Source organism: Lysobacter oryzae DSM 21044, from assembly GCF_059568595.1.
This window is the reverse complement of sequence record NZ_JCANTQ010000009.1, coordinates 477,570-498,516: the sequence shown is the minus strand read 5'-3', so window position 1 is coordinate 498,516 and position 20,947 is coordinate 477,570. Positions and strand designations below refer to the sequence as shown.

22 protein-coding genes and 4 tRNA genes are annotated in these 20,947 nt (G+C 69.1%); 10 read left to right on the top strand and 16 right to left on the bottom strand.

Translation table 11 applies throughout. The features are described 5' to 3' along the window. Positions 1 to 51 precede the first annotated feature (51 nt). From tuf to BP05_RS06050, 12 genes are all read right to left on the bottom strand, one after another. Complete coding sequence (tuf, locus tag BP05_RS06105) at positions 52 to 1,242, bottom strand: elongation factor Tu (RefSeq protein ID WP_496361498.1); 1,191 nt, start codon at positions 1,240 to 1,242, stop codon at positions 52 to 54. A 96-nt stretch (positions 1,243 to 1,338) separates the two neighbouring features. Further along, positions 1,339 to 1,414: transfer RNA gene (locus BP05_RS06100), tRNA-Thr, on the bottom strand. 35 nt (positions 1,415 to 1,449) lie between these two features. Beyond that, positions 1,450 to 1,523, bottom strand: a tRNA-Gly gene (locus BP05_RS06095). 106 nt (positions 1,524 to 1,629) lie between these two features. Next, positions 1,630 to 1,715, bottom strand: a tRNA-Tyr gene (locus BP05_RS06090). A 180-nt stretch (positions 1,716 to 1,895) separates the two neighbouring features. Then, positions 1,896 to 2,987 (bottom strand): redox-regulated ATPase YchF, encoded by a 1,092-nt coding sequence (gene ychF, locus BP05_RS06085; protein ID WP_496361496.1) that lies wholly within the window; start codon positions 2,985 to 2,987, stop codon positions 1,896 to 1,898. An 83-nt stretch (positions 2,988 to 3,070) separates the two neighbouring features. Beyond that, positions 3,071 to 3,652, bottom strand: a complete 582-nt coding sequence (gene pth / locus BP05_RS06080) for an aminoacyl-tRNA hydrolase (RefSeq protein WP_496361494.1) — start codon at positions 3,650 to 3,652, stop codon at positions 3,071 to 3,073. A gap of 60 nt (positions 3,653 to 3,712) precedes the next feature. After that, positions 3,713 to 4,366 carry a 50S ribosomal protein L25/general stress protein Ctc gene (locus tag BP05_RS06075; protein WP_496361492.1) on the bottom strand — a complete coding sequence of 218 codons (654 nt, stop codon included), beginning with the start codon at positions 4,364 to 4,366 and terminating at the stop codon, positions 3,713 to 3,715. 92 nt (positions 4,367 to 4,458) lie between these two features. Continuing rightward, positions 4,459 to 5,418, bottom strand: a complete 960-nt coding sequence (locus BP05_RS06070) for a ribose-phosphate diphosphokinase (RefSeq protein WP_496361490.1) — start codon at positions 5,416 to 5,418, stop codon at positions 4,459 to 4,461. Positions 5,419 to 5,494: 76 nt separating this feature from the next. Beyond that, positions 5,495 to 5,570: transfer RNA gene (locus BP05_RS06065), tRNA-Gln, on the bottom strand. Positions 5,571 to 5,586: 16 nt separating this feature from the next. Beyond that, on the bottom strand, positions 5,587 to 6,474 hold the full coding sequence (gene ispE / locus BP05_RS06060; protein WP_496361488.1) for a 4-(cytidine 5'-diphospho)-2-C-methyl-D-erythritol kinase: 888 nt from the start codon (positions 6,472 to 6,474) through the stop codon (positions 5,587 to 5,589). 50 nt (positions 6,475 to 6,524) lie between these two features. Then, the gene (gene lolB / locus BP05_RS06055) at positions 6,525 to 7,157 is read right to left on the bottom strand and encodes a lipoprotein insertase outer membrane protein LolB (protein ID WP_496361486.1); all 633 of its coding nucleotides are present in this window, start codon (positions 7,155 to 7,157) and stop codon (positions 6,525 to 6,527) included. After that, a complete protein-coding gene (locus tag BP05_RS06050) occupies positions 7,154 to 8,812 on the bottom strand; it encodes a tetratricopeptide repeat protein (RefSeq protein WP_496361484.1) in 1,659 nt (552 codons plus the stop codon). The genes lolB and BP05_RS06050 overlap by 4 nt, the downstream gene beginning before the upstream one ends. 122 nt (positions 8,813 to 8,934) lie before the next feature. Between BP05_RS06050 and hemA the strand changes: the two genes are divergently transcribed. The 10 genes from hemA (at position 8,935) to BP05_RS06000 (ending at position 18,369) form a co-directional block, all read left to right on the top strand. Beyond that, a complete protein-coding gene (gene hemA, locus BP05_RS06045) occupies positions 8,935 to 10,212 on the top strand; it encodes a glutamyl-tRNA reductase (RefSeq protein ID WP_496361482.1) in 1,278 nt (425 codons plus the stop codon). An 89-nt stretch (positions 10,213 to 10,301) separates the two neighbouring features. Further along, positions 10,302 to 11,387 carry a peptide chain release factor 1 gene (prfA, locus tag BP05_RS06040; RefSeq protein WP_496361480.1) on the top strand — a complete coding sequence of 362 codons (1,086 nt, stop codon included), beginning with the start codon at positions 10,302 to 10,304 and terminating at the stop codon, positions 11,385 to 11,387. Between the two features lie 76 nt (positions 11,388 to 11,463). Next, the gene (locus BP05_RS06035) at positions 11,464 to 11,922 is read left to right on the top strand and encodes a GNAT family N-acetyltransferase (protein WP_496361478.1); all 459 of its coding nucleotides are present in this window, start codon (positions 11,464 to 11,466) and stop codon (positions 11,920 to 11,922) included. 50 nt (positions 11,923 to 11,972) lie between these two features. Beyond that, positions 11,973 to 13,589 (top strand): O-linked N-acetylglucosamine transferase, SPINDLY family protein, encoded by a 1,617-nt coding sequence (locus tag BP05_RS06030; RefSeq protein WP_496361529.1) that lies wholly within the window; start codon positions 11,973 to 11,975, stop codon positions 13,587 to 13,589. Between the two features lie 95 nt (positions 13,590 to 13,684). After that, a complete protein-coding gene (gene moaB / locus BP05_RS06025) occupies positions 13,685 to 14,203 on the top strand; it encodes a molybdenum cofactor biosynthesis protein B (RefSeq protein ID WP_496361476.1) in 519 nt (172 codons plus the stop codon). Positions 14,204 to 14,215: 12 nt separating this feature from the next. Next, positions 14,216 to 14,566 carry a helix-turn-helix domain-containing protein gene (locus BP05_RS06020; RefSeq protein ID WP_496361474.1) on the top strand — a complete coding sequence of 117 codons (351 nt, stop codon included), beginning with the start codon at positions 14,216 to 14,218 and terminating at the stop codon, positions 14,564 to 14,566. Continuing rightward, positions 14,566 to 15,333, top strand: coding sequence for a polyphosphate kinase 2 (gene ppk2, locus BP05_RS06015; protein WP_496361472.1), 768 nt, complete (start codon positions 14,566 to 14,568; stop codon positions 15,331 to 15,333). Before BP05_RS06020 ends, ppk2 begins: the two co-directional genes overlap by 1 nt. Positions 15,334 to 15,447: 114 nt before the next feature. Next, positions 15,448 to 16,191: an endonuclease/exonuclease/phosphatase family protein gene (locus BP05_RS06010; RefSeq protein WP_496361470.1), complete on the top strand. Its 744-nt coding sequence runs from the start codon at positions 15,448 to 15,450 to the stop codon at positions 16,189 to 16,191. 10 nt (positions 16,192 to 16,201) lie between these two features. Beyond that, entirely contained in the window at positions 16,202 to 17,428 is a 1,227-nt protein-coding gene (clsB, locus tag BP05_RS06005) for a cardiolipin synthase ClsB (protein ID WP_496361468.1), read from the top strand. Beyond that, entirely contained in the window at positions 17,425 to 18,369 is a 945-nt protein-coding gene (locus tag BP05_RS06000) for a lysylphosphatidylglycerol synthase transmembrane domain-containing protein (RefSeq protein ID WP_496361466.1), read from the top strand. The genes clsB and BP05_RS06000 overlap by 4 nt, the downstream gene beginning before the upstream one ends. On the opposite strand, the gene BP05_RS05995 is transcribed toward BP05_RS06000, so the two are convergent. From BP05_RS05995 to BP05_RS05980, 4 genes are read right to left on the bottom strand one after another with little or no spacing between them, the layout of a single operon-like run. Continuing rightward, positions 18,366 to 18,752 carry a DUF488 domain-containing protein gene (locus BP05_RS05995; RefSeq protein WP_496361464.1) on the bottom strand — a complete coding sequence of 129 codons (387 nt, stop codon included), beginning with the start codon at positions 18,750 to 18,752 and terminating at the stop codon, positions 18,366 to 18,368. The two genes, BP05_RS06000 and BP05_RS05995, sit on opposite strands and share 4 nt — an antisense overlap. 12 nt (positions 18,753 to 18,764) lie before the next feature. After that, positions 18,765 to 19,034 carry an acylphosphatase gene (locus BP05_RS05990; protein WP_496361462.1) on the bottom strand — a complete coding sequence of 90 codons (270 nt, stop codon included), beginning with the start codon at positions 19,032 to 19,034 and terminating at the stop codon, positions 18,765 to 18,767. A gap of 25 nt (positions 19,035 to 19,059) precedes the next feature. Then, positions 19,060 to 19,644, bottom strand: coding sequence for a TlpA family protein disulfide reductase (locus BP05_RS05985; protein ID WP_496361460.1), 585 nt, complete (start codon positions 19,642 to 19,644; stop codon positions 19,060 to 19,062). Between the two features lie 4 nt (positions 19,645 to 19,648). Beyond that, entirely contained in the window at positions 19,649 to 20,917 is a 1,269-nt protein-coding gene (locus BP05_RS05980; protein WP_496361458.1) for a YihY family inner membrane protein, read from the bottom strand. Between the last annotated feature and the right edge of the window lie 30 nt (positions 20,918 to 20,947).

The window sequence follows — 20,947 nt, the reverse complement described above, 5'->3', positions numbered from 1 at the left end:
AGGCCGGTCACGACGGGAGTCATTCCGGCCGGTTCAGACCGGAACAACTGCTTACTTCAGGATCTTCGACACCACGCCGGCGCCGACCGTACGGCCGCCTTCGCGGATCGCGAAGCGCAGGCCTTCGTCCATCGCCACCGGGTTGATCAGGGTGACCTTCATCTTGATGTTGTCGCCCGGCATCACCATCTCGACGCCTTCCGGCAGTTCCACCGCACCGGTGATGTCGGTGGTGCGGAAGTAGAACTGCGGACGGTAGCCCTTGAAGAACGGGGTGTGGCGGCCGCCCTCGTCCTTCGACAGCACGTACACCTCGCCCTCGAACTCGGTGTGCGGGGTGATCGAACCCGGCTTGGCCAGCACCTGGCCGCGCTCGACGTCGTCACGCTTGGTGCCGCGCAGCAGCAGGCCGGCGTTGTCGCCCGCCTGGCCCTGGTCCAGCAGCTTGCGGAACATTTCCACGCCCGTGACCGTGGTCTTCTGGGTCGGACGGATACCGACGATTTCGATTTCGTCGCCCACCTTGATGATGCCGCGCTCGATACGACCGGTCACCACGGTGCCGCGGCCCGAGATCGAGAACACGTCTTCCACCGGCATCAGGAACGGCTTGTCGATCGCGCGCTCCGGCTCCGGAATGAACGTGTCGAGGGCTTCCACCAGCTTGATGATCGACGGCACGCCGATTTCCGACTGGTCGCCTTCCAGCGCCAGGCGCGCCGAACCCTTGATGATCGGGGTGTCGTCGCCCGGGAACTCGTACTTCGACAGAAGCTCGCGCACTTCCATCTCCACCAGCTCCAGCAGCTCGGCGTCGTCCACCATGTCGGCCTTGTTCAGGTACACGACGATGTACGGCACGCCGACCTGGCGCGACAGCAGGATGTGTTCGCGCGTCTGCGGCATCGGGCCGTCAGCGGCCGAGCAAACCAGGATCGCGCCGTCCATCTGGGCGGCACCGGTGATCATGTTCTTCACGTAGTCGGCGTGGCCCGGGCAGTCCACGTGCGCGTAGTGGCGGTTCGGGCTTTCGTACTCGACGTGCGCCGTCGAGATCGTGATGCCGCGCGCCTTCTCTTCCGGCGCCGCGTCGATCGCGTCATAAGCCTTGAATTCGCCGCCGAAACGCTCCGCGCCCACCTTGGTCAGCGCTGCCGTCAGCGTGGTCTTGCCGTGGTCCACGTGGCCGATCGTGCCGACGTTTACGTGGGGCTTGGTGCGCTCGAACTTACCCTTTGCCATGGCTGTCGCTTCTCGTTGTGCTGCTGAATGGGGACGTGACAAAACCCCGCAGGGCGGGGTTCGGACCTGGATCCAGCTTGGGCTGGAACCGAAAGATGGTGCTCACGAATGGAATCGAACCATCGACCTCCTCCTTACCAAGGAGGTGCTCTACCGACTGAGCTACGTGAGCAGATTTTGCGGGCGGTACGTCCCGGGCTATTTCAATGGAGCGGGAGACGGGAATCGAACCCGCGCTAGTAGCTTGGAAGGCTACAGTTCTACCATTGAACTACTCCCGCGCCGGATCGAACCCGGGTTGGAACGTACCGCCTTTGAAGCGCCGGCAGCTGGTAAGGCAGCCGGGTGGTGCATTCTACTTCGACCGCGTTCCGATGGACTGGAAAGTGGTGGAGGGAGGTGGATTCGAACCACCGAAGGCGTAAGCCAGCAGATTTACAGTCTGCCCCCGTTGGCCGCTTGGGTATCCCTCCAAAGAGCCCGCTATTTTGGTGAGGCGCCCGGAGGAAGTCAACGCATTCATGCAACTAATTTTGGTCGATCTGCGGTTCTTGCTTCACCTCGGGCGCCAAGCCAGCGGGATGGCAGAGGCTCCGCGAGCTTGAGGAGTGCCGAGTTCGGCGGCGCGCCTCAGCCCTTCGACCGCGGCGCGATCAGACGTTGAAGCGGAAGTGCAGCACGTCGCCTTCCTGGACGCGGTACTCCTTCCCTTCCAGGCGCAGGCGGCCTGCGTCACGCGCACCGGACTCGCCCCTGTACTTGATGAAGTCGTCGTACGCGATGGTCTCGGCGCGGATGAAGCCCTTCTCGAAGTCGGTATGGATCACCGCTGCCGCCTGCGGCGCCGTCGAACCGGACTTCACCGTCCAGGCGCGCACTTCCTTCACGCCAGCGGTGAAATAGGTCTGCAACCCCAGCAGCTTGTAGGCCGCGCGGATCACCCGGTTGAGGCCGGGCTCGTCCAGGCCCAGATCCTTGAGGAAGGCGTCCCGATCCGCATCATCGAGCTGGCTCAGCTCTTCCTCGATCGCCGCCGACACCGGCACCACTTCGGCGCCCTCGCCCGCGGCACGCGCGCGCACCGCGTCCAGGTGCGGATTGCCCTGGAAGCCATCCTCGAGCACGTTCGCGACGTACATCACCGGCTTGAGCGTCAGCAGGAACAGGTCGCGCACCATCGCCTTGTCGTCATCGGACAGGCTCAGCGCGCGCGCCGGCTTGCCGGCATCCAGAGCCGTGCGGATGCGGCCGAGCACTTCCACGCGCGCCTTCGCCTCCTTGTCGCCGGTCTTCGCCGAGCGCTCGGCGCGTTGCAGCGCCTTCTCCACCGACTCGAGGTCGGCAAGCGCCAGTTCGGTGTCGATGGTCTCGATGTCGGCGATCGGATCGACCTTGTTGTTGACGTGGATGACGTCGGAATGCTCGAAGCAGCGCACCACATGCGTGATCGCATCGACTTCGCGGATGTGCGCGAGGAACTTGTTGCCCAGGCCTTCACCGCTCGCCGCGCCCGCGACGAGGCCGGCGATGTCCACGAATTCCACCGCGGTCGGGATCACCTTCTGCGGCTTGACGATGTCGCTGAGCGCATTGAGGCGCAGGTCGGGCACCGGCACGACGCCGACATTAGGCTCGATCGTGCAGAACGGAAAATTGGCCGCGGCGATTCCCGCCTTGGTGAGAGCGTTGAACAGGGTCGACTTGCCGACGTTGGGCAGGCCGACGATGCCGCATTTGATGCCCATGAATAACTCCGGGTTACAGCCTTTCGCTGTTTGGATTTCGAGATTCGGGACTGCGGACTCGCGCGCGAATCCGCAGTCCCGAATCACGTCTTGGCGGTGTTGAGCCGCTTCATCGCTTCGTTGAAATCACCCGCCACCGCGAGCGGCAGGACATCCATGGCATCGTCGATGGCGCGCAGGATCGCGGCCTCGTCGTCGCGGCCCGGCTTGCCGAGCACCCACGGGGTCACGCGGTCCTTGTGCCCCGGATGCCCGATGCCGATGCGCAGCCGCGCGAACTTGCCATGGCCGAGCAGACGCATGATGTCGCGGATGCCGTTCTGACCGCCGGCGCCACCGTCGAACTTGAGTCGCGGGGTGCCTGCAGCAAGATCGAGTTCGTCGTGCGCGACCAGCGCCTCTTCCGGTTCGATCTTCCAGTAGCGCAGGGCCGCGGTGACCGACTTGCCGGAGAGGTTCATGTAGGTGGCTGGCTTGAGCAGCCATACGTTCTGGCCGGCGATCTCGACCTTGGCGGTCTCGCCGAACAGCTTGGATTCCAGGCCGAAACGCCCGCCGAACTTGTCTGCGAGGGCGTCAACAAACCAGAACCCGGCGTTGTGCCGGGTCCTGGAATGCTCGGGTCCGGGATTGCCCAGCCCGACGATGAGGCGCAAGCCTGCCATCGATGGAGCGAGTAATTCGCAGCGCACCGGCGCGCCGGAGGGCGCGCCGGGCGAGGACGATTACTTCTCTTCCTTCTTGGCGACCTTGGCGGCCGGCACTTCGGCCGCTTCCGGAGCAGCGGCTTCGACCGCTTCTTCCTTGCCGTGCTTGGCGATCACGACGGCGACGTCGTGTTCCTTGCCCAGCTTGAGTTCCGGCAATTCCACGCCCTTGGGCAGCTTCAGCTCCGAGAGGTGGACGATGCCGCCGACGGCCAGGCCAGCCAGGTCGATTTCGATGAACTCCGGCAGGTCCTTCGGCAGGCAGCTGACTTCGACTTCGTTGAGCTCGTGGGTGATCACGACGCCCGCGGTCTTGCCGGCCGGCGACTTTTCCTGGTTCAGGAAGTGCAGCGGCACCTTGGCGCGCAGCGCCTGGTTCTCGTCAACGCGCTGGAAGTCCAGGTGCATGATGATCTGCTTGTACGGATGGCGCTGGATATCGCGCAGCAGGACCTTCTGCACCTTGCCGTCCAGGTCGAGGCTCAGGATCGACGAGTAGAACCACTCGTTCTGGCTGGCGAGCCAGGTCTTTTCGTGCTCGAGCTGGATGCTCTGCGGGGCGGCATTGCCGCCGTACAGGACGGCCGGGATGCTGGCGGCGCGACGCAGGCGGCGGCTCGCACCCTTCCCTGCGGCTTCGCGGCCAGTGGCCGAGATCTTGTGTTCAGACATTTTCGTTACTCACTTTGCTTGCAATGAAACCGCCTCGCGGCGGCGATGCCACTCACCCGCGACCAGGTGAGCGGTTTGGGCCGGGGCCCGGGTCAGTCCACGTAGAGCGAACTGACGGATTCACCGAAGGCGATGCGGCGGATCGTTTCCGCCAGCAGCTCGGCGACGCTGAGCTGGCGGATCCGGCCACAGGCCTTGGCCGCGGCCGTAAGCGGGATGGTGTCGGTCACCACCAGCTCGTCCAGCTGCGACTTCGTGATGTTGTCGATCGCCGCGCCCGACAGCACCGGGTGGGTGCAGTAGGCGACGACCTTCTGCGCACCGCGCGCCTTCAGCGCGCCCGCGGCGGCGCACAGGGTGCCGGCGGTGTCGACGATGTCATCGACCAGCACGCAGATCTTCCCTTCCACGTCGCCGATGATGTTCATCACCGTGGCGACGTTGGCGCGCGGGCGGCGCTTGTCGATGATCGCGAGGTCCGCGTCGTCCAGGCGCTTGGCGATCGCGCGGGCGCGCACCACGCCGCCGACGTCCGGCGAAACCACGATCAGGTTGTCCGTGCCGTGCGCGCGCCAGATGTCGGCGAGCAGCAGTGGCGAGGCGTACACGTTGTCGACCGGGATGTCGAAGAAGCCCTGGATCTGGTCGGCGTGCAGGTCGACCGTCAGCACGCGGTCGGCGCCGACCGACGAGAACATCTTCGCCACCACCTTCGCCGTGATCGGCACGCGTGCCGAGCGCGGACGCCGGTCCTGGCGCGCATAACCGAAGTACGGCACCACCGCGGTGATGCTGGACACCGATGCGCGCTTGAGCGCATCGATCAGGACCAGCAGCTCCACCAGGTTCTCGGCGCTGGGCGCATTCGTCGGCTGGATGACGAACACTTCCTGCCGGCGCACGTTCTCCTCGATCTCGACCTGGACTTCGCCGTCGGAAAAACGGCTCACCAGGGCCTTGCCCATGCGGATGCCCAGCTCCTTGCACACCGCCTCGGCGAGCGGGCGGTTGGCATTGCCGCTGAATACCAGCAGGTTGCGATCGTTCTGCACGTGTGATCTCTCCGCTTCGCTCTGACCGTGGCGGTGGGTGGGGAACAGCGACTAAAACGGCTGCAACTGCAGGAAATGGCAGGGGCGGAAGGATTCGAACCTACGAATGCCGGGATCAAAACCCGGTGCCTTAACCACTTGGCGACGCCCCTGCGCTGAAACCTTCGGCTACGGTTCCCGTGAACCGGCAGCCATCGCATCGAGCGCATCCAGCAGCGGCGACCTTGCCGCTCCCGCCGCCACCCAGGCCCTGAGGCCCGGCGGCAGCGCTGCCAGCGCGGTTTCCGCCGACTCGCGCGTGGCGAATTCGACGAAGCAACCACTGCCCGACCCGGTCAATCGCGGCGTGCCGACCTGCGCCAGCGCTGCGAACACCGCCTCGACGGCCGGTTCGCGCGCGCGCAGGACCGGCTCGAAAGCGTTCCCGAGCCAAGTTCCCGAAACGAAGTCCGATATTCTCGCGGGCGGTGCATTCCGCGTCAAATCAGGGGCTTGGAAAAGCGCCGCGGTCGGCGCATGGACGCCAGGGTCGGCCAGCAGGTACCAGGCCGGGGGCAGTTCCAGCGGATCCAGCCGCTCGCCCACCCCCTCGGCCCAAGCATTCTGGCCGCGAACGAAGACAGGAACGTCGGCCCCCAGCGTCAAGCCCAGTTCGGCCAGGCGATCCATCCCCAGTTGCTGCCCCCACAGGGCATCCAGGGCCACCAGCACCGTCGCGGCGTCGGACGAGCCGCCGCCGAAGCCGCCACCGGCCGGAATGCGCTTTTCGATGACGATATCCGCTCCTTTGCCGCAGTTCGTCGCCAATTGAAGCAACTTGGCTGCACGCACGGTGAGGTCGTCGGCCTCCGCGACGCCCGCCACGGACTGGCCGTGGCGGATCACCCGGCCATCGTCGCGAACCCGCAAGCGGATCGAATCGCCCCAGTCCAGGAGACGGAAGACGGTCTGCAGCTCGTGGTAGCCGTCCGCGCGGCGCCCGGTGATGCGCAGGAACAAGTTGAGCTTGGCCGGGGCGGGCCAGGCTGACCAGCCGCTGGGCGCAATGGGAGCCATCCTGGAATGCCCTGAACGAAGGGCGCAAAGGGTACCGGTAGTTGCCGCGCTTAGCGCGCCGTGAGGTCCCAGCCGTCGACGACCAGCTTGACGCTCGCCTCGCCCCTGCGCGCCACGATCCGCTTCGGCAGCGACGGGACATCGACCCCGGACGGGTACCACGCCTGGTATTCGATCGCCCAGCCGGCCTGTTCCAGCTTCGAAGGCAGGCCGCCATCGTCGTAAACGAGCCTTGCCGCGCCATATTCGGGATCCGGTGCGCCGATGCCGCGCACCCAGCTCTGCAGCGCCCGCACCGGGATGCTCCACCCCGTGGCCGACCGCAGCAGCCCCTCGGCATCGCCGCTTTCGCGCGGGCCGCCCGCGATGCCTTTCAGGCGTGCGCCGGACGGGTCGCCGACCAGTTGCCAGCTCTGGCGGGTGACCGGTGCGCTCAGCGAAATCGTGTAGGCCTCGGCGCGCTGCCGCCAGTCGATGCGGCCGCTGCCGCCGCGACTGCCGTTGGAAACGGCGATGCGCCCGGACAGGTCCCAGTCGTGCAACGCGTTGCGGCGAAGCTCATCCGCGCGTGCCGCCGCCATGTCGAGCGGCGCGGTTTCGCGCGCTGGGGGCCGCGTCGCGCACGCCGACAGGACCAGGAGCGCGGTTGCAACGAGAAATGCGCGCAAGCGATGCGAACTCATTCGCCGATGTTCTCCAGCGCCCGGCGCAGGGCGCGACTGTCGGGGTCGAGCTTGCGCGCTTCGTCGAAATACTTGCGCGCCTCCTCCTTCTTGCCGAGCACCCACAACACTTCACCCAGGTGCGAAGCAATTTCCGGGTCCTTCTGCAGGGAGAAGGCCCGGCGCAGTTCGGTGAGCGCCTCGTCGCGGCGACCGAGGCGATAGAGCACCCAACCGTAGCTGTCGATGATCGCGGCGTTGCCCGGTTCCGCGGTCCGCGCGCGGTCGATCAGTTCCAACGCTTCCTGGTAGCGGGTGGTGCGATCGGCGAGGGTGTAGCCCAAGGCATTCAAGGCCGCCGTGCTGTCCGGATCCGTCACCAGGATCTTGCGGAAGTCGGCCTCCGCGCGGGGAATATTGTCGCGACGCTCCCAGCCCAACGCCCGCGCATACAGGATGTCCGGATCGTCGGGAAACGCCGCCAACCCACGCGCGAACGCGTCCAGCTCGCCGGTGCTGTTCTTGTCCTTGCTGCGCAGGTCGGCTTCGAGGATGTACGCATCGCGGCGCGCCTCCTCGGGTGCCGCCGCGTCCGCTTGCAGGTCATGCAGCGCCTGGTAGGCCTCCGGGCCGCGCCTGAGCTCGTGCAGCACGTTCGCCGCGCGCAGCTTCGCCGCCCAGCGCTGCTCGCCCCCGGGCACGCCGCGGTACCAGTCGAGAGCTTCCTGATGGCGCTCGAGGAATTCCGCGATCCGGCCCAGCAGCAGCCGGCGCTCCGGATCGGGTTTGCCGGCGTCGTGGCGCAACTCTTCGTAAAGGGCCGCCAATGCCGTCTTGTCTTCGGCGCGCGCGAGGAGCGCGGCGCGCAGCGCATAAGTCTGGTCGTCCTGCGGACCGTGGGCGAGCGTCGCGGACGCGGCCTGGTAGTCGTGCAGCTCGTCGTATTCGGCGGCCACGGCCATGCGCAGTTCCGGCACCAGCAGCAGGGAAGGATCCAGCGCGGCCAGGACCTTGCGCGCGTCGTCGGGCTTGCCGGCCTGGCGCAGTTGGCTGGCGCGCAGCAGCGCGACGCGCGGTTCGCCCGGGAAGCGCTGCACCACCTCGTTGACGATGCGCTCGGCCAACGCTGGCTGGTCGAGCTTCTGCGCCAACCCGCCGAAGGCCAGCCAGGCCTGCAGCTCCGCCGGCAACTTGCCGTCGTCCAGCAGTTGCGCCAGCAGCCGCGCCGACTGCTGCGGATCGCGGGCGCCGACGCTGAGCACGCCCACCACCTGCTGCCACCCGCCCTGCTCCTGCGAGGTCAGCAGCGCATTGAGCTGGCGGCGCGCGGCACGCTCGTCGCCGCGGCGCAAGGCGAGGGTGGCATCGGCGGCCGCCTGGGCCTGGGCGCTGCCGCCCAGCTTGCGCCACAGCGCGAGCGCTTCGGTCGCGCGCCGGTTGTCCTTGGCCAGGAGTGCGATCCGGGTGGCGCGCTCGGCGAGCGTGGCGTCGTTGCCGGCGCGCGCGGCGTCGAGATAGGCCTTGGCCGCGTCATCCAGCTTGCCGGCCTGCAGGGCGAATTCCCCGGCAAGGGTGGGCTCCAGCGCACGCATGGCGTCATCGGTGGTCCTGCCGGATTTGGCCGCCCAGGCCGGCGAAACGACGAGCCCAGCCACCAGCAGGGCGCGGATCAGCACATGAACGGAACGCGTTGGATACGCCAAGGGGAAACCCGCGGAAGCTGCGGCCGGTAGAATGGCGGCCTTCTCGAGCCAGCTTAGCGCAAGCCCCTGAACGGCCACGTGCCGCCTCCGCTCAGATGAGCCTTCTCGTACTCGGCATCAACCACCAGACCGCGCCCGTCAGCCTGCGCGAGCGCGTGGCCTTTTCCGGCGCCGCCATCCCCGCGGCCCTGTCGGCCTTGCGCGGCCTTCCGACCGTGAGCGAAGTGGCCCTGCTGTCGACCTGCAACCGCACCGAGTTGTACGCGGTCGCCGAAGATCGCGGCGATGCCCTCGCCGACTGGCTGGCCACGCATCCGGACGACTTCGGCGACCTGCACGCCTATCTCTACCGGCATGCGGATGCCGATGCCGTGCGCCACCTGTTCCGCGTCGCGACCGGGCTGGACTCGCTGGTGCTCGGCGAGCCGCAGATCCTCGGCCAGGTGAAGGACGCCTGGGCCACCGCGCGCGCATCGGGCAGCCTCGGCAGCCAGCTCGACCGCCTGTTCCAGCACGCCTTCGCCACCGCCAAGCGCGCCCGCACCGATACCCGCATCGGCGCCAATCCGGTCTCGGTCGCCTCCACTGCCGTGCGCCTGGCGCAGGAATCCTTCGCGCGCCTGGAGGACTCCACGGTGCTGCTGATCGGCGCCGGCGAAACCATCGAGCTCGCCGCGCGCCACCTGGTGCAGGCGAAGACCAAGCGCCTGCTGATCGCCAACCGCACCCTGGCCCACGCGCAGGACCTCGCCACCCGCCACGGCGGCTACGCGCTGGCCTTGTCCGAACTCGACCGTCATCTTTCCGAAGCCGACGTGGTGATTTCCGCGACCGCCGCGCGCGATCCGATCCTGCACAAGGCGCAGGTGGCCGCCGCGCTCGGGTCGCGCCGCCATCGCCCGATGCTGCTGCTCGACCTGGCCGTGCCACGCGACATCGCCAGCGACGTGGCCGAGCTGAAGGACATCTTCCTGTACACGGTCGACGACCTCGAACGCGCGATCGAGGACAACCGCCGCAGCCGCCGCGAGGCCGCCGAGGAAGCCGAAGCCATCGTCGAACTGCAGGTCGCCCGCTTCATCGAAACCCTCGGCGCCAGCACGCGGACCGAACCGCTCAAGCGCCTGCGCGCGCACGGCGAAGCCGCGAAGGCCGATGCCCTGGCGAAGGCGAAGCAGCAGCTCGCCGCGGGCGGCGACCCGGACGCCGTGCTCGACTTCCTCGCGCACACGCTGACCAACAAGCTCCTGCACGCGCCCACCGTCGCGCTGCGCGACGCCGCCCTCGCCGGCAACACCGACCTCGCGCGGGCGGCGGACAAGCTGTTCCCCGCGCTGCCGCCGCCGGGCGGGACCGGCACCGACGAGCGTTAGCGACCGTCACCAGGACGTAGCGGCAGCCCTGCCCATGGGCTTCCGCGTTCGATCGGATGCCGTGTCCCGCTGACCTCACCAACCTGCCCATGACCCCTAGCCTGCGCCGCAAACTCGAAGCCCTGGCCGAACGCCGCGAGGAACTCGAACGCCTCCTCGCCGATCCGGCCGTGATCGGCGACGCCAACCAGTTCCGCCGCCTGTCGCGCGAGTTCGCCCAGCTCGAACCGGTGGCCAACGCGCTGGATGCCGAGGCGCAGGCCAGGCGCGACCTCGCCGCCGCCGAGGCGATGCGCAACGATCCGGAATTGCGCGAACTCGCCGACGAGGAAATCGACAGCGCCACCCATCGCCTACAGGCGCTCGATGCCGAACTGCTCGCGCACCTGATCCCGAAGGACGCGCGCGACGACGGCGACATTTACCTGGAAGTGCGCGCAGGCACCGGCGGCGACGAGGCGGCGATCTTCGCCGGCGACCTGTTCCGGATGTACGCGCGCTTCGCCGAGCGCCAGGGCTGGAAGGTGGAAGTCGAATCCGCCAGTCCCGGCGAGCACGGGGGCTTCAAGGAAGTCATCGCCCGCGTGGAAGGCCGCGGCGCGTACTCGAAGCTGAAGTTCGAATCCGGCACCCATCGCGTGCAGCGCGTGCCGGCCACCGAATCGCAGGGCCGCATCCACACCTCCGCGGCGACCGTGGCGATCATCCCGGTGGAGAGCGAGGGCGAGCCCATCGAGATCAATCCCGCCGACCTCAAGGTCGATACCTTCCGCTCCAGCGGCGCCGGCGGCCAGCACGTCAACAAGACCGAATCGGCGATCCGCATCACCCACGTCCCGACCGGGATAGTGGTCGAGAGCCAGACCGAGCGCAGCCAGCACGCCAACCGCGACAAGGCGATGAAGCGCCTGTCCGCGATCATCGCCGAAGCGCAGGCGGCCAAGGCGGCGGCCGCGCAGGCGGAGACGCGCAAGCTGCAGGTCGGCAGCGGCGATCGCAGCCAGCGCATCCGCACGTACAACTTCCCGCAGGGCCGGATCACCGACCACCGCGTGGAAGGACTCACCCTGTACGACCTGCCCAACGTGATCGAGGGCCATCTCGAGGCGCTGGTCGACCGCTTGCAGCACGAGAACCAGGCCGACGAACTGGCGCGGCTGACGCAGGGCGCGTGAGCGGGCGACCGGCCATGCGGCGCATGCCGCCTGCCCGTTACGATGCACCCGTCTCCCCGTCGCAGCGCAAGGAACCATGGCCATAACGCTTCGCCGCGCCACCCTGGACGACGTCGACGCGGTCGCCCCGCTGTTCGACGCCTATCGGCGCTTCTACGCCCAGCCGGGCGACCTGCCGCGTGCGCGCGACTTCCTGCGCGAGCGCATCGGGCGCGGCGAATCCGCCGTGCTGGTCGCCGAGCTCGATGGCGCCGTCGCCGGCTTCACCCAGCTCTATCCGATGTTTTCCTCGGTACGCATGGCGCGGATCTGGATCCTCAACGACCTGTTCGTTGCCGAAAGCGCGCGGCGGCGCGGCGTCGCCCAGGCATTGCTCGACGGCGCCGCGCGGTTCGCGCGCGACCAGGGCGCGGCCGGACTCATGCTCGAGACCTCGCGCGACAACGCCCCGGCGCGCGCGCTGTACCGCGCGGCCGGCTGGAGCGAGGACGGATCGCAGTGGTACAGCCTCTCCGTCGGCAACGCGACGCCGTGAACGAACGCGAGCTTGCGCGCGCGCTGGTGCAGCGCGAACCGCACAATGCGATGGCGTGGATTGCCCTGAGCGAAGCCGAGCTGGACGGCGGCGATGCGCGCACGGGCGAGGCCGCGGCACGGCGTGCACTGGCGCTGCAACCCGGCCATCCCGAAGCGCTGGCGCGGCTGGGCCGGGCGCAGTGGATGCAGCACCAGCGCCGCGAAGCCGCGGATAGCCTGCGCGCCGCCGCCGCAAACGCGCCGGGGCATCCCGGCATCGCGGTCTGGCTGGGGCATGTGCTCGAGGACATCGGCGAAGCCGAGGCCGCTGCGGAGGCCTATGCGCGCGCGCATGCGCTCGCGCCGGACGAAACGCAGATCGCCGCCTACCTGCTCGCCTGGCGCCGCAGGCTGTGCGATTGGCGCGATCTCGATGCGCTCGCACGCCAGGTGCGCGGCGCGGTCGCGCAGGGCCGCGCCATGGTCGAGCCCTTCGCCTTCCTCAGCGAGGATGCGACAGCCCCCGAACAACTGCAGTGCGCGCGCCTGCGGGCAGCGCCGATTGCGCGATCGGTGCGGCCGTTGCCGGCCGCGACGCCGCGCGCCGGCGTCGACCGCGTGCGCGTGGGATTCCTGTCCAATGGCTTTGGCGCGCATCCGACCGGCCTGCTGACGGTGGCGCTGTTCGAGGCGCTGCAGGCGAACGGCGCGATCGACCCGCACCTGTTCGCCCTCAACCGCGACGACGGCGGCCTGGTCCGCCGGCGCCTGCAGGCGGCCACGACACTGCACGACGTCGCCGGGCTCGCGCATGCCGACGTGGCGCAACGCATCCGCACGGCCGGCATCGACATCCTGTTCGACCTGCGCGGCTGGGGCGGCGGCGGCGTGCCCGAGGTGCTGGCGATGCGGCCGGCCCCGGTGCAGGTGAACTGGCTCGCGTATCCGGGCACGTCCGGCGCGCCCTGGATCGACTACGTGCTCGCCGATGGCTTCGTGTTGCCGGCGGCGCTGGAGGCACATTTCAGCGAGCGGGTCGTGCGCCTGCCGCGGTGCTTCCAGCCCAGCGACTGCGCGCGCGCCATCCCGCCCGCGCCGCCGCGCGCCGAGTGCGACCTGCCCGACGACGCTGTCGTGTTCTGCTGCTTCAACAACAGTTACAAGCTCAACCCGCGCAGCATGGCGCGCGCCCTGGCGGTGCTGCGCGAAGTGCCCGGCAGCGTGCTGTGGCTGCTGTCGGGGCCGGGCCGCGCCGACGACCGGCTGCGCGGCTTCGCCGATGCCCAGGGCGTGGATCCGCGGCGACTGGTGTTCATGCCCAAGCAGCCGCATGCGGATTACCTCGCCCGCCTGCAGCACGCGGACGTGTTCCTCGACACCGAGCCGTACAACGCGCACACCACCGCGTCCGATGCCTTGTGGGCAGGCTGTCCAGTGCTCACCCGACCCGGCGAGACCTTCGCCGCACGCGTGGCGGGCAGCCTCAACCACCACCTGGGCATGCCGGCGATGAACGTCGACAGCGATGCCGCCTTCATCGCCCGCGCGGTGGCGCTGGGATGCGACCGGCCCGCACTCGCTGCGGTGCGCGGCGAGCTCGCGCGGCGCCGCGGCGACAGCGGCCTGTTCGACATGGGCGGTTTCGCGCGCGACTTCGTCGAGGCCGTCCGGATCATGCTGGCATAGGGCGCGCTCAAGCCCGCCGACTCGAGTTTCGCGACGGTCCCCGGCCCGCGACGCGACCCTCGCCGCGGGCTTGAGCCCGCCCTACACTCCGCCGCATGACCGCCGAACGCGACTTCCTTCCGCTCCGCCTGTGCGTGCTCACCGTGTCGGACACGCGCGCGCTCGCCGACGACACCTCCGGCGATTACCTCGTCGCCGCCCTGACCGAGGCCGGACACCAGCTGGCCGACCGCGCGCTGCTGCGCGACGACCGCTACCAGCTGCGCGCCAGGGTGTCGCAGTGGATCGCCGACGACGGCGTCGACGGGGTCCTCGTTACCGGCGGCACCGGCTTCACCGGCCGCGATTCCACGCCCGAAGCGCTGCTGCCGCTGCTGGACAAGGAGATGCCGGGCTTCGGCGAACTGTTCCGCGCGCTGAGCTTCGAGGAGATCGGCACCAGCACGCTGCAGTCGCGCGCCTTCGCCGGGCTGGCGAATGGCACCTTCCTGTTTGCGCTGCCGGGTTCGACCTCCGCCTGCCGCACGGCCTGGGAAAGGATCATCCGTGCCCAGCTCGATGCGCGTACGCGACCGTGCAACCTCGCCACGCTGCGCCCACGCCTGAAGGAGTAAGGAGTGCTCGACATGCCCCTAGCCACCACGCTGCGCCTGCTCGCCAAGGCCCGCGGCCTGAGCGCCGCCGACATCGCCACCGCGATTCCGCGCGCGGGCGCCGCCACCGTCAGCGCCTGGCTCAAGGGCGAGAAGCTGCCGGGCAAGGAACAGCTGGACGCGCTCGCCCGTACCTTCGGCGTGCCGGCCGGCGCGCTGCTGGGGGAACTGGCGAGCCAGCTCGATCCCGCGCGCACCAGGGGCGAGCACGACCTGCTCGCCGCGTATCGCGCACTCAACAGCAAGCAGCAGGGCGCCCTGCTGGAAGTGGCGCGCAGCATGCAACCGGCGACGGCCAGGCCCGCGCGGCGGCGGAGCCGCTGATGGCCAAGCTCAAGCGCAAGGAATACGAGAAGCAGCTGGAACCGCTGCAGCACGAACTGGTCGCCATGGCGCGCTGGCTGCAGGCCTCGGGCAAGCGCGTCGTGGTGCTGGTCGAGGGCCGCGACACCGCCGGCAAGGGCGGCGTGATCACCGCGATCGCCGACCACATGAACCCGCGCCAGTGCCGGGTGATCGCCTTGCCCAAGCCGACCGAACGCGAGGCCACCCAGTGGTACTTCCAGCGCTATGTCGCGCACCTGCCGGCCGCCGGCGAGATCGTGCTGTTCGACCGCAGCTGGTACAACCGCGCCGGCGTCGAGAAGGTCATGGGTTTCGCCAGCGAGGCGCAGGTCAAGGCGTTCCTGCGCCAGGCGCCCGCGTTCGAGAAGCTGCTCGCCGACGACGGCGTCCTGCTGTTCAAGTACTGGCTCTGCTGCGACCAGGACAAGCAGGAAGAGCGCTTCGCCGAGCGCCTCAAGGATCCGCTCAAGCGCTGGAAGCTGTCGCCGATCGACGTCGAGGCGCGCAAGCACTACGAGGACTACACCCGTGCCCGCGAAGCCATGCTCAAGGCGACCCACACCGCGCACGCGCCGTGGACGCTGGTGGACTTCAACGACCAGAAGCGGGGCCGCCTGGCCCTGATCCGCGACATGCTCAAGCGCCTGCCCGACACCAACGTGCCGCCGTCGAAGATCGCGTTCGAACCGCTGCCCGGCAAGCCGAAGAAGGAGCGTTTCGGCGTGGTCAAGCCCGCCCGCGGCTAGCGTCCCATCGCTGCCTTGTCCGCGCCGCGCGCGCGGCCGAGGGAACCCGCTCGGCAAGGCGTTCTTCCTCGCGCCGTTCACCCGGCTCTCCCCCCACCTGCGCACAATCGCCGCATGCCCGCGTTCAACGTCCTGACCCTGAACGCCCACATGGGTTTCAACTTGCTCAACCGGCGCTTCGTGTTGCCGGAACTGCGCGAGGCGATCCATTCGGTCTCGGCCGACGTGGTCTTCCTGCAGGAAGTGCTCGGCGAGCACGCGCACTACGCGCGCAAGCACCTCAACTGGCCGGAAGGGCCGCAGTACGAATTCCTCGCCGACACCCTGTGGCCGCAGTTCGCCTACGGCCAGAACGCGGTGTACCCGCATGGCCACCACGGCAACGCGGTGCTCTCCAAGTTCCCGATCATCCGCCACGACAACCGCGACATCTCGATCCACGGCAGCGAGGAACGCGGCCTGCTGCATTGCGTGCTGGAGGTGCCGTCGGCCGATGCCGAAGTGCACACCATCTGCGTGCACCTCGGCCTGCTCGAGTCGCACCGCCAGCAGCAACTGGCCCTGCTGTGCGAGATCATCGCCGCCGAGGTCCCGCGCGATGCCCCGCTGATCGTCGCGGGCGACTTCAACGACTGGCGCCGCAAGGGCCACGGCGTGCTCGCGCGCTGCGGCCTGCAGGAAGTCTTCCTGCAGCATCGCGGGGCGCTGGCGCGGACCTTCCCCGCGCGCTGGCCGGTGCTGCCGGTGGACCGGATCTACGTGCGCGGCGTGCGCGGGAGCGAGCCGCGCGTGCTCGCCGCGCGGCCGTGGTCGCACCTGTCCGACCATGCGCCGCTGCTGGCGAGGATCGAGTGGTGAGGCCGGCGCCATGAGGGGCCTGGGCACCGGCGAGTTTCCCTGGCGTAGCGGCAACCGCGTGCGCCTGCTGGAGAACGGCGAGGAATTCTTCGCGCGCGCGTTCGCGGCGATCGACGCGGCGCAGAGCGAGATCCTGCTCGAGACCTTCATCCTGTTCGAGGACAAGATCGGGATGGAGCTGCAGCGCCGGCTGATCGCCGCCGCGCGCCGCGGCGTGCGCGTAGAAGTGACCGTCGACGGCTTCGGTTCGCCGCATTTCTCGCCGGAGTTCCTGGCCGCCCTCGACGACGCGGGCGTGCGCCTGCGCGTGTTCGATCCGCATCCGACCTGGTTCGGCATGCGCCTGCACGTGTTCCGGCGCATGCACCGCAAGCTGCTGGTCGCCGATGCGCGCGTGGCGATGGTGGGCGGAATCAATTTCTCGGCCGACCATGTGCTCGATTTCGGGCCCGAAGCCAAGCAGGACTACGCGGTCGAACTCGAGGGTCCGGTCGTCGCCGACATCCACGCCTTCCTACGGGAGGCGCTGACCTCGCCCGGCACGGGCGAATCGTGGCGGCCCGCGCGCAATCCGGCCGCGACCGCGAGCGCGGGCAACGCCGCGATCATGTTCGTGCCGCGCGACAACCATCGCCGCCGCACCACCATCGAACACGAATACCGTCGCGCGTTCCGCGCCGCGCGGCGCGAGATCGTGCTCGCCAATGCCTATTTCTTCCCCGGTTACGGCTTCCTGCGCGACCTGCGCGATGCCTCGCGGCGCGGCGTGAAGGTGTCGCTGCTGTTCCAGGGCCAGCCGGACATGCCGGTGGTGCTGACGGCCGCGCGGACGCTGTACCGCCACCTGGTCGATGCGGGCGTGCACATCCACGAGTACTGCGAACGTCCCTTCCACGGCAAGGTCGGCTTCGTGGACGACGGCTGGGCGACGGTGGGGTCGAGCAACCTCGATCCGCTCAGCCTGTCGTTGAACCTGGAGGCCAACGTCTTCATCCGCGATCCCGCGTTCGTCGCCGACCTTCGCGCGCGCCTGGAGGACCTGCTGCAACACCACTGCCAGAGCGTGGATCCGGCGCAGGTTCCCCGCGGCCGCTTCTGGGATGCACTGACGCAGCCACTGGTGTTCCATTGCGTGCGCCGCTTTCCCCGCTGGGCCGGCTGGCTGCCGGCGCACGCGCCCAAGATCGCGCTGGCGAAGCCGCCGGCGGACGCCACCGCGCCGGAAGACGCCCGATGAAGCCGCGCCATCCCTGGCTGCACCGGCTCTGGCGTATCGCGTGGTGGGTGTTTCCGGTCGCGATCCTGGTGTTGCTCGCACGCGCGGCGCGTGCGATCGACTGGAAGCACGTGCTGGGTGCGATCGCCGGTTACGACGCCACGACCCTGGTGCTCGCCGCGGTGCTCACCGCGGCCAGCTATGCGGTTTATTGCTGCTACGACCTGGCCGCCCGCCGCTACGCGCACCACGCGCTGTCCACGCGCCGGGTGATGGCGATCGCGGGCATCGCCTACGCCCTCGGCCTCAACATCGGCGCGCTGATCGGCGGGACTGGCTCGCGCTTCCGCCTGTATGCGCACGCCGGTCTGCACGTGCCCGCCATCACCCGCATCGTCGCCTTCAGCGCGGCGACCAATTGGCTGGGCTACCTGCTGCTGGCGGGCGCGCTGTTCGCCACCGGCCGCGTGGTCCCGCCGCCGCGCTTCGTCGCGGCCGCGGCAGCGCTGCCGTGGCTCGGCGCACTGATGGTCCTTGCGTCCGCCGCGTACCTGCTGGCCTGCCAGCGCCTGCACGGCCGCATGTTCCACCTCCGCGGGCACCACTTCCGCCTGCCGCCGGTGCCGCTGGCGCTGGTCCAGTTCGCGCTGGGGGCGCTGAACTGGGCGCTGATGGCCGCGATCCTGTTCGTGCTGCTGCCGCCGGCGGTGGACTATCCGACTGTGCTGGGCGCGCTGCTGTTCGCGGCCGTGGCAACCGCGCTGGTGCATGTACCGGCCGGCGTCGGCGTACTCGAAGCCGTGTTCGTCGCCGCGTTCGCGCACCGCATGCCGGCGGTCTCCATCCTCGCCGCCCTGCTGGTGTACCGCGCGATCTACTACCTGGCGCCGCTGGGACTGGCGGCAATCGCGTTCGTGCTGCTGGAAACACGCGGCAGGCCGGAAGCGGTGGCGCCGGGCTAGGCGAACTTCGCGTCCTGGGCCGCCAGGAGCTCGCGCAGGATCGCGCGGTGGCAGTGCGATTCGTCCTCGCAATAGCACCCGACCGAGAAGTGGGTGCCCCGCGACAGCGCCGCGAGTAGCGCGATCGTGTGCGCGTTCCCCGGCGCCGCCATCTCCGCGCGGTACTTGCGCACGAACGCGTTCCACTGCGCCGGTGTCTGCGCCGCCTGCGCCTGCTTCATCGCTTCCACGCTCGGGGCGAGGTTGGGAAACCAGACGTCGTACCAGTCCTCCGACGCGAACTTCGCCTTTGGCACGCCGCGCGGCGGGCGCCGCACGGTGCCGATGCGCAGGCCCTCGCCCTTCGCGCGCGGCGTGCGGAGGCGGACGATGCGGATGGCCATGCCGTAGCTCCTTCAGCGGATGTCGAAGCCGTCCACGTCCGGCTCGTCCGCGCCGTCGATGCGCTCGAGTTCCTCGACCCGCGCCTGCGGCGGGCCGTAGTGCAGCCACTGCGCCATTTCCTCGACCGCATCGTCCTCGCCGATCGCCAGCACCTCGACGCGGCCATCCGCGAGGTTGCGGGCAAAGCCGCGCAACTGCAGCGCCACGGCGCGGTCGCGCACGCTGGCGCGGAAAAACACGCCCTGCACCTTGCCACCCACCAGGAACCGCACCGCTTTCATGGCTGCCTCCTGACGTTGAGAGTCACTATCCGGCGTGGGGCTTGGGCCCGCCCGCGGCCGCGATCGCGCCTTCGATCTCTGCCGCCGTGATCGGGCCCATGAACTTCTTGGCGATCCGTCCGTCCGGCGCGATCAGGTAGGTCGTCGGCAGCCCGCGCGGCGTGGCGAAGGCCTTGGGCGGATCGAAGGTGTCCACGATCGCGATCGGGTAGACGACCGGATGGGTCTTGAGGAACGCCTGGATGTCCTTCGGATCGGAATCGTCGTATGCCAGGCCGATCACCTCGATGTGCTCGCGCATGGCATCGAGCGCGGACAGGTCGGGCATTTCCTTGACGCAGGGCTTGCACCAGGTCGCCCAGAAGTTGACCACCACCCACTTGCCGCGATGCGCGGCGAGGTCGTAGGGCGCGCCATCGATGGTGGGCAGCTGCAGGCTCGGGTATTCGGCATCGACAGCCGCCGCGGCGGACGCGGGCGCCTGCGGGGCTTCGGCCGCCGGCGGCGCTGGCGGTTCCGCGGCCGCGCGCGGCGGCGGCGCCTCATTGCCGGGCTTGCATGCGGCCAGCAGCAGCGCGGCCGTCAGCAGAATGGTCGGGCGAAGGCGCATGGGATCAATCCTGGTGGTCGGCATGGATGGTGGACACGCGGCGCTTGAGCAGGTCGCGCAGCGGCAGGCGCAGTTCGTCGATCGCGGCGACGGCGGCGTGGCCGAGCGAATCCTCGCGGCACGGCAGGTGCGCCTCGGCGATCGGGATGCGCAGCTGGCAGGCCTCGTACAGCTCGGCCATGGTCAGTTCGTCGAGGTCGCGCGACAGCAGCCACTCGCCGTCCTCGGCGCGGCGCACCACGTTGATCTCGCACAGCTGCGCCAGCATGTGCTGCACCAGGGCGTCGGTGAGCATCGGCTCGATGCGCTGGATCTGGTCGCTGTGCAGGCCGCGCCCCTGCTTGCGCGCCTCGTTGAAGCGCGCGAGCAGGCGGATCAGCGCGTACATCTCGTAACCCACCGGCAGGCGCATCGCCGCCGGCTGGTAGCGGAACGCGGAGATCGACGAGGCGAGCGAGGCGCCCAGCAGCACCGACACCCAGCTCAGGTAGATCCACAACAGGAAGATCGGCACCGCGGCGAGGGTGCCGTAGATCTTCGAGTACGAGCCGAAGCTGGCCAGGTACAACCCCAGCCCCCACTTCACCACTTCGAACGTCGCCGTCGCCAGCAACGCGCCGGCGATGGCGTGGCGCCACTGGATCGTGCGGTGCGGCACCACCTTGTAGATCGCGGCGATGGCCACGAACTCGATCGTCATCGGCGCCAGCCGCAGCAGCAGCGACTGCAGCGCGCTGCCGGCCTGGGTCTGGAACACCGACATCGCGAAGAACTTGGCCGAGATCGCCAGGCTGCCCGCCGCCATCAGCGCGCCCAGGGTGAACACGGTCCAGTACACCAGGAAGCGCCCGACCTTCGGCCGCGGCGCCTTCACCCGCCAGATGCGGTTGAACGCGGTCTCGATGCCGTTGAGCGTGATCAGCAGCGACACCACCAGCGCGATCACGCCGGCCGCGGTGAGCTGGCCGGCATTGAGGCGGAACTGCTTGAGGTAGGTCTCGACCGAGCGCGCCGCGGACGGCACGAAGTTGGCGAAGACGTAGTCGCTGAGCTGGTCGCTCCACACGCTGAAGACCGGAAATGCCGACAGCACTCCGAACACCACCATCGACAGCGGCACCAGCGCGAACACGGTGGTGTACGACAGCGCGCCCGCGGCCTGGAACAGGCGGTCGTCGAGGAAGCGCATCGACAGGAAACGGAAGAACGTCTTGGCCCGCGCGCGGTCGCGCATGCGGTCCATCCAGCGATTGAGGGAATCCAGGGGCTCCATCGGCGGCAGGGTAACCGATGCGATGGAGAA

Excerpts from the sequence above, each read along its gene's own strand:
- BP05_RS05985 (WP_496361460.1), bottom strand. The coding sequence starts at position 19,644 with ATGCGCCTTCGCCCGACCATTCTGCTGACGGCCGCGCTGCTGCTGGCC.
- BP05_RS06075 (WP_496361492.1), bottom strand. The coding sequence starts at position 4,366 with ATGTCTGAACACAAGATCTCGGCCACTGGCCGCGAAGCCGCAGGGAAG.
- moaB (WP_496361476.1), top strand. The coding sequence starts at position 13,685 with ATGACCGCCGAACGCGACTTCCTTCCGCTCCGCCTGTGCGTGCTCACC.
- BP05_RS05990 (WP_496361462.1), bottom strand. The coding sequence starts at position 19,034 with ATGAAAGCGGTGCGGTTCCTGGTGGGTGGCAAGGTGCAGGGCGTGTTT.
- BP05_RS05980 (WP_496361458.1), bottom strand. The coding sequence starts at position 20,917 with ATGGAGCCCCTGGATTCCCTCAATCGCTGGATGGACCGCATGCGCGAC.
- ppk2 (WP_496361472.1), top strand. The coding sequence starts at position 14,566 with ATGGCCAAGCTCAAGCGCAAGGAATACGAGAAGCAGCTGGAACCGCTG.
- pth (WP_496361494.1), bottom strand. The coding sequence starts at position 3,652 with ATGGCAGGCTTGCGCCTCATCGTCGGGCTGGGCAATCCCGGACCCGAG.
- tuf (WP_496361498.1), bottom strand. The coding sequence starts at position 1,242 with ATGGCAAAGGGTAAGTTCGAGCGCACCAAGCCCCACGTAAACGTCGGC.
- lolB (WP_496361486.1), bottom strand. The coding sequence starts at position 7,157 with ATGAGTTCGCATCGCTTGCGCGCATTTCTCGTTGCAACCGCGCTCCTG.
- prfA (WP_496361480.1), top strand. The coding sequence starts at position 10,302 with ATGACCCCTAGCCTGCGCCGCAAACTCGAAGCCCTGGCCGAACGCCGC.
- clsB (WP_496361468.1), top strand. The coding sequence starts at position 16,202 with ATGAGGGGCCTGGGCACCGGCGAGTTTCCCTGGCGTAGCGGCAACCGC.
- BP05_RS06030 (WP_496361529.1), top strand. The coding sequence starts at position 11,973 with ATGGCGTGGATTGCCCTGAGCGAAGCCGAGCTGGACGGCGGCGATGCG.
- BP05_RS05995 (WP_496361464.1), bottom strand. The coding sequence starts at position 18,752 with ATGGCCATCCGCATCGTCCGCCTCCGCACGCCGCGCGCGAAGGGCGAG.
- ychF (WP_496361496.1), bottom strand. The coding sequence starts at position 2,987 with ATGGGCATCAAATGCGGCATCGTCGGCCTGCCCAACGTCGGCAAGTCG.
- BP05_RS06035 (WP_496361478.1), top strand. The coding sequence starts at position 11,464 with ATGGCCATAACGCTTCGCCGCGCCACCCTGGACGACGTCGACGCGGTC.
- BP05_RS06010 (WP_496361470.1), top strand. The coding sequence starts at position 15,448 with ATGCCCGCGTTCAACGTCCTGACCCTGAACGCCCACATGGGTTTCAAC.
- BP05_RS06020 (WP_496361474.1), top strand. The coding sequence starts at position 14,216 with ATGCCCCTAGCCACCACGCTGCGCCTGCTCGCCAAGGCCCGCGGCCTG.
- hemA (WP_496361482.1), top strand. The coding sequence starts at position 8,935 with ATGAGCCTTCTCGTACTCGGCATCAACCACCAGACCGCGCCCGTCAGC.
- ispE (WP_496361488.1), bottom strand. The coding sequence starts at position 6,474 with ATGGCTCCCATTGCGCCCAGCGGCTGGTCAGCCTGGCCCGCCCCGGCC.
- BP05_RS06000 (WP_496361466.1), top strand. The coding sequence starts at position 17,425 with ATGAAGCCGCGCCATCCCTGGCTGCACCGGCTCTGGCGTATCGCGTGG.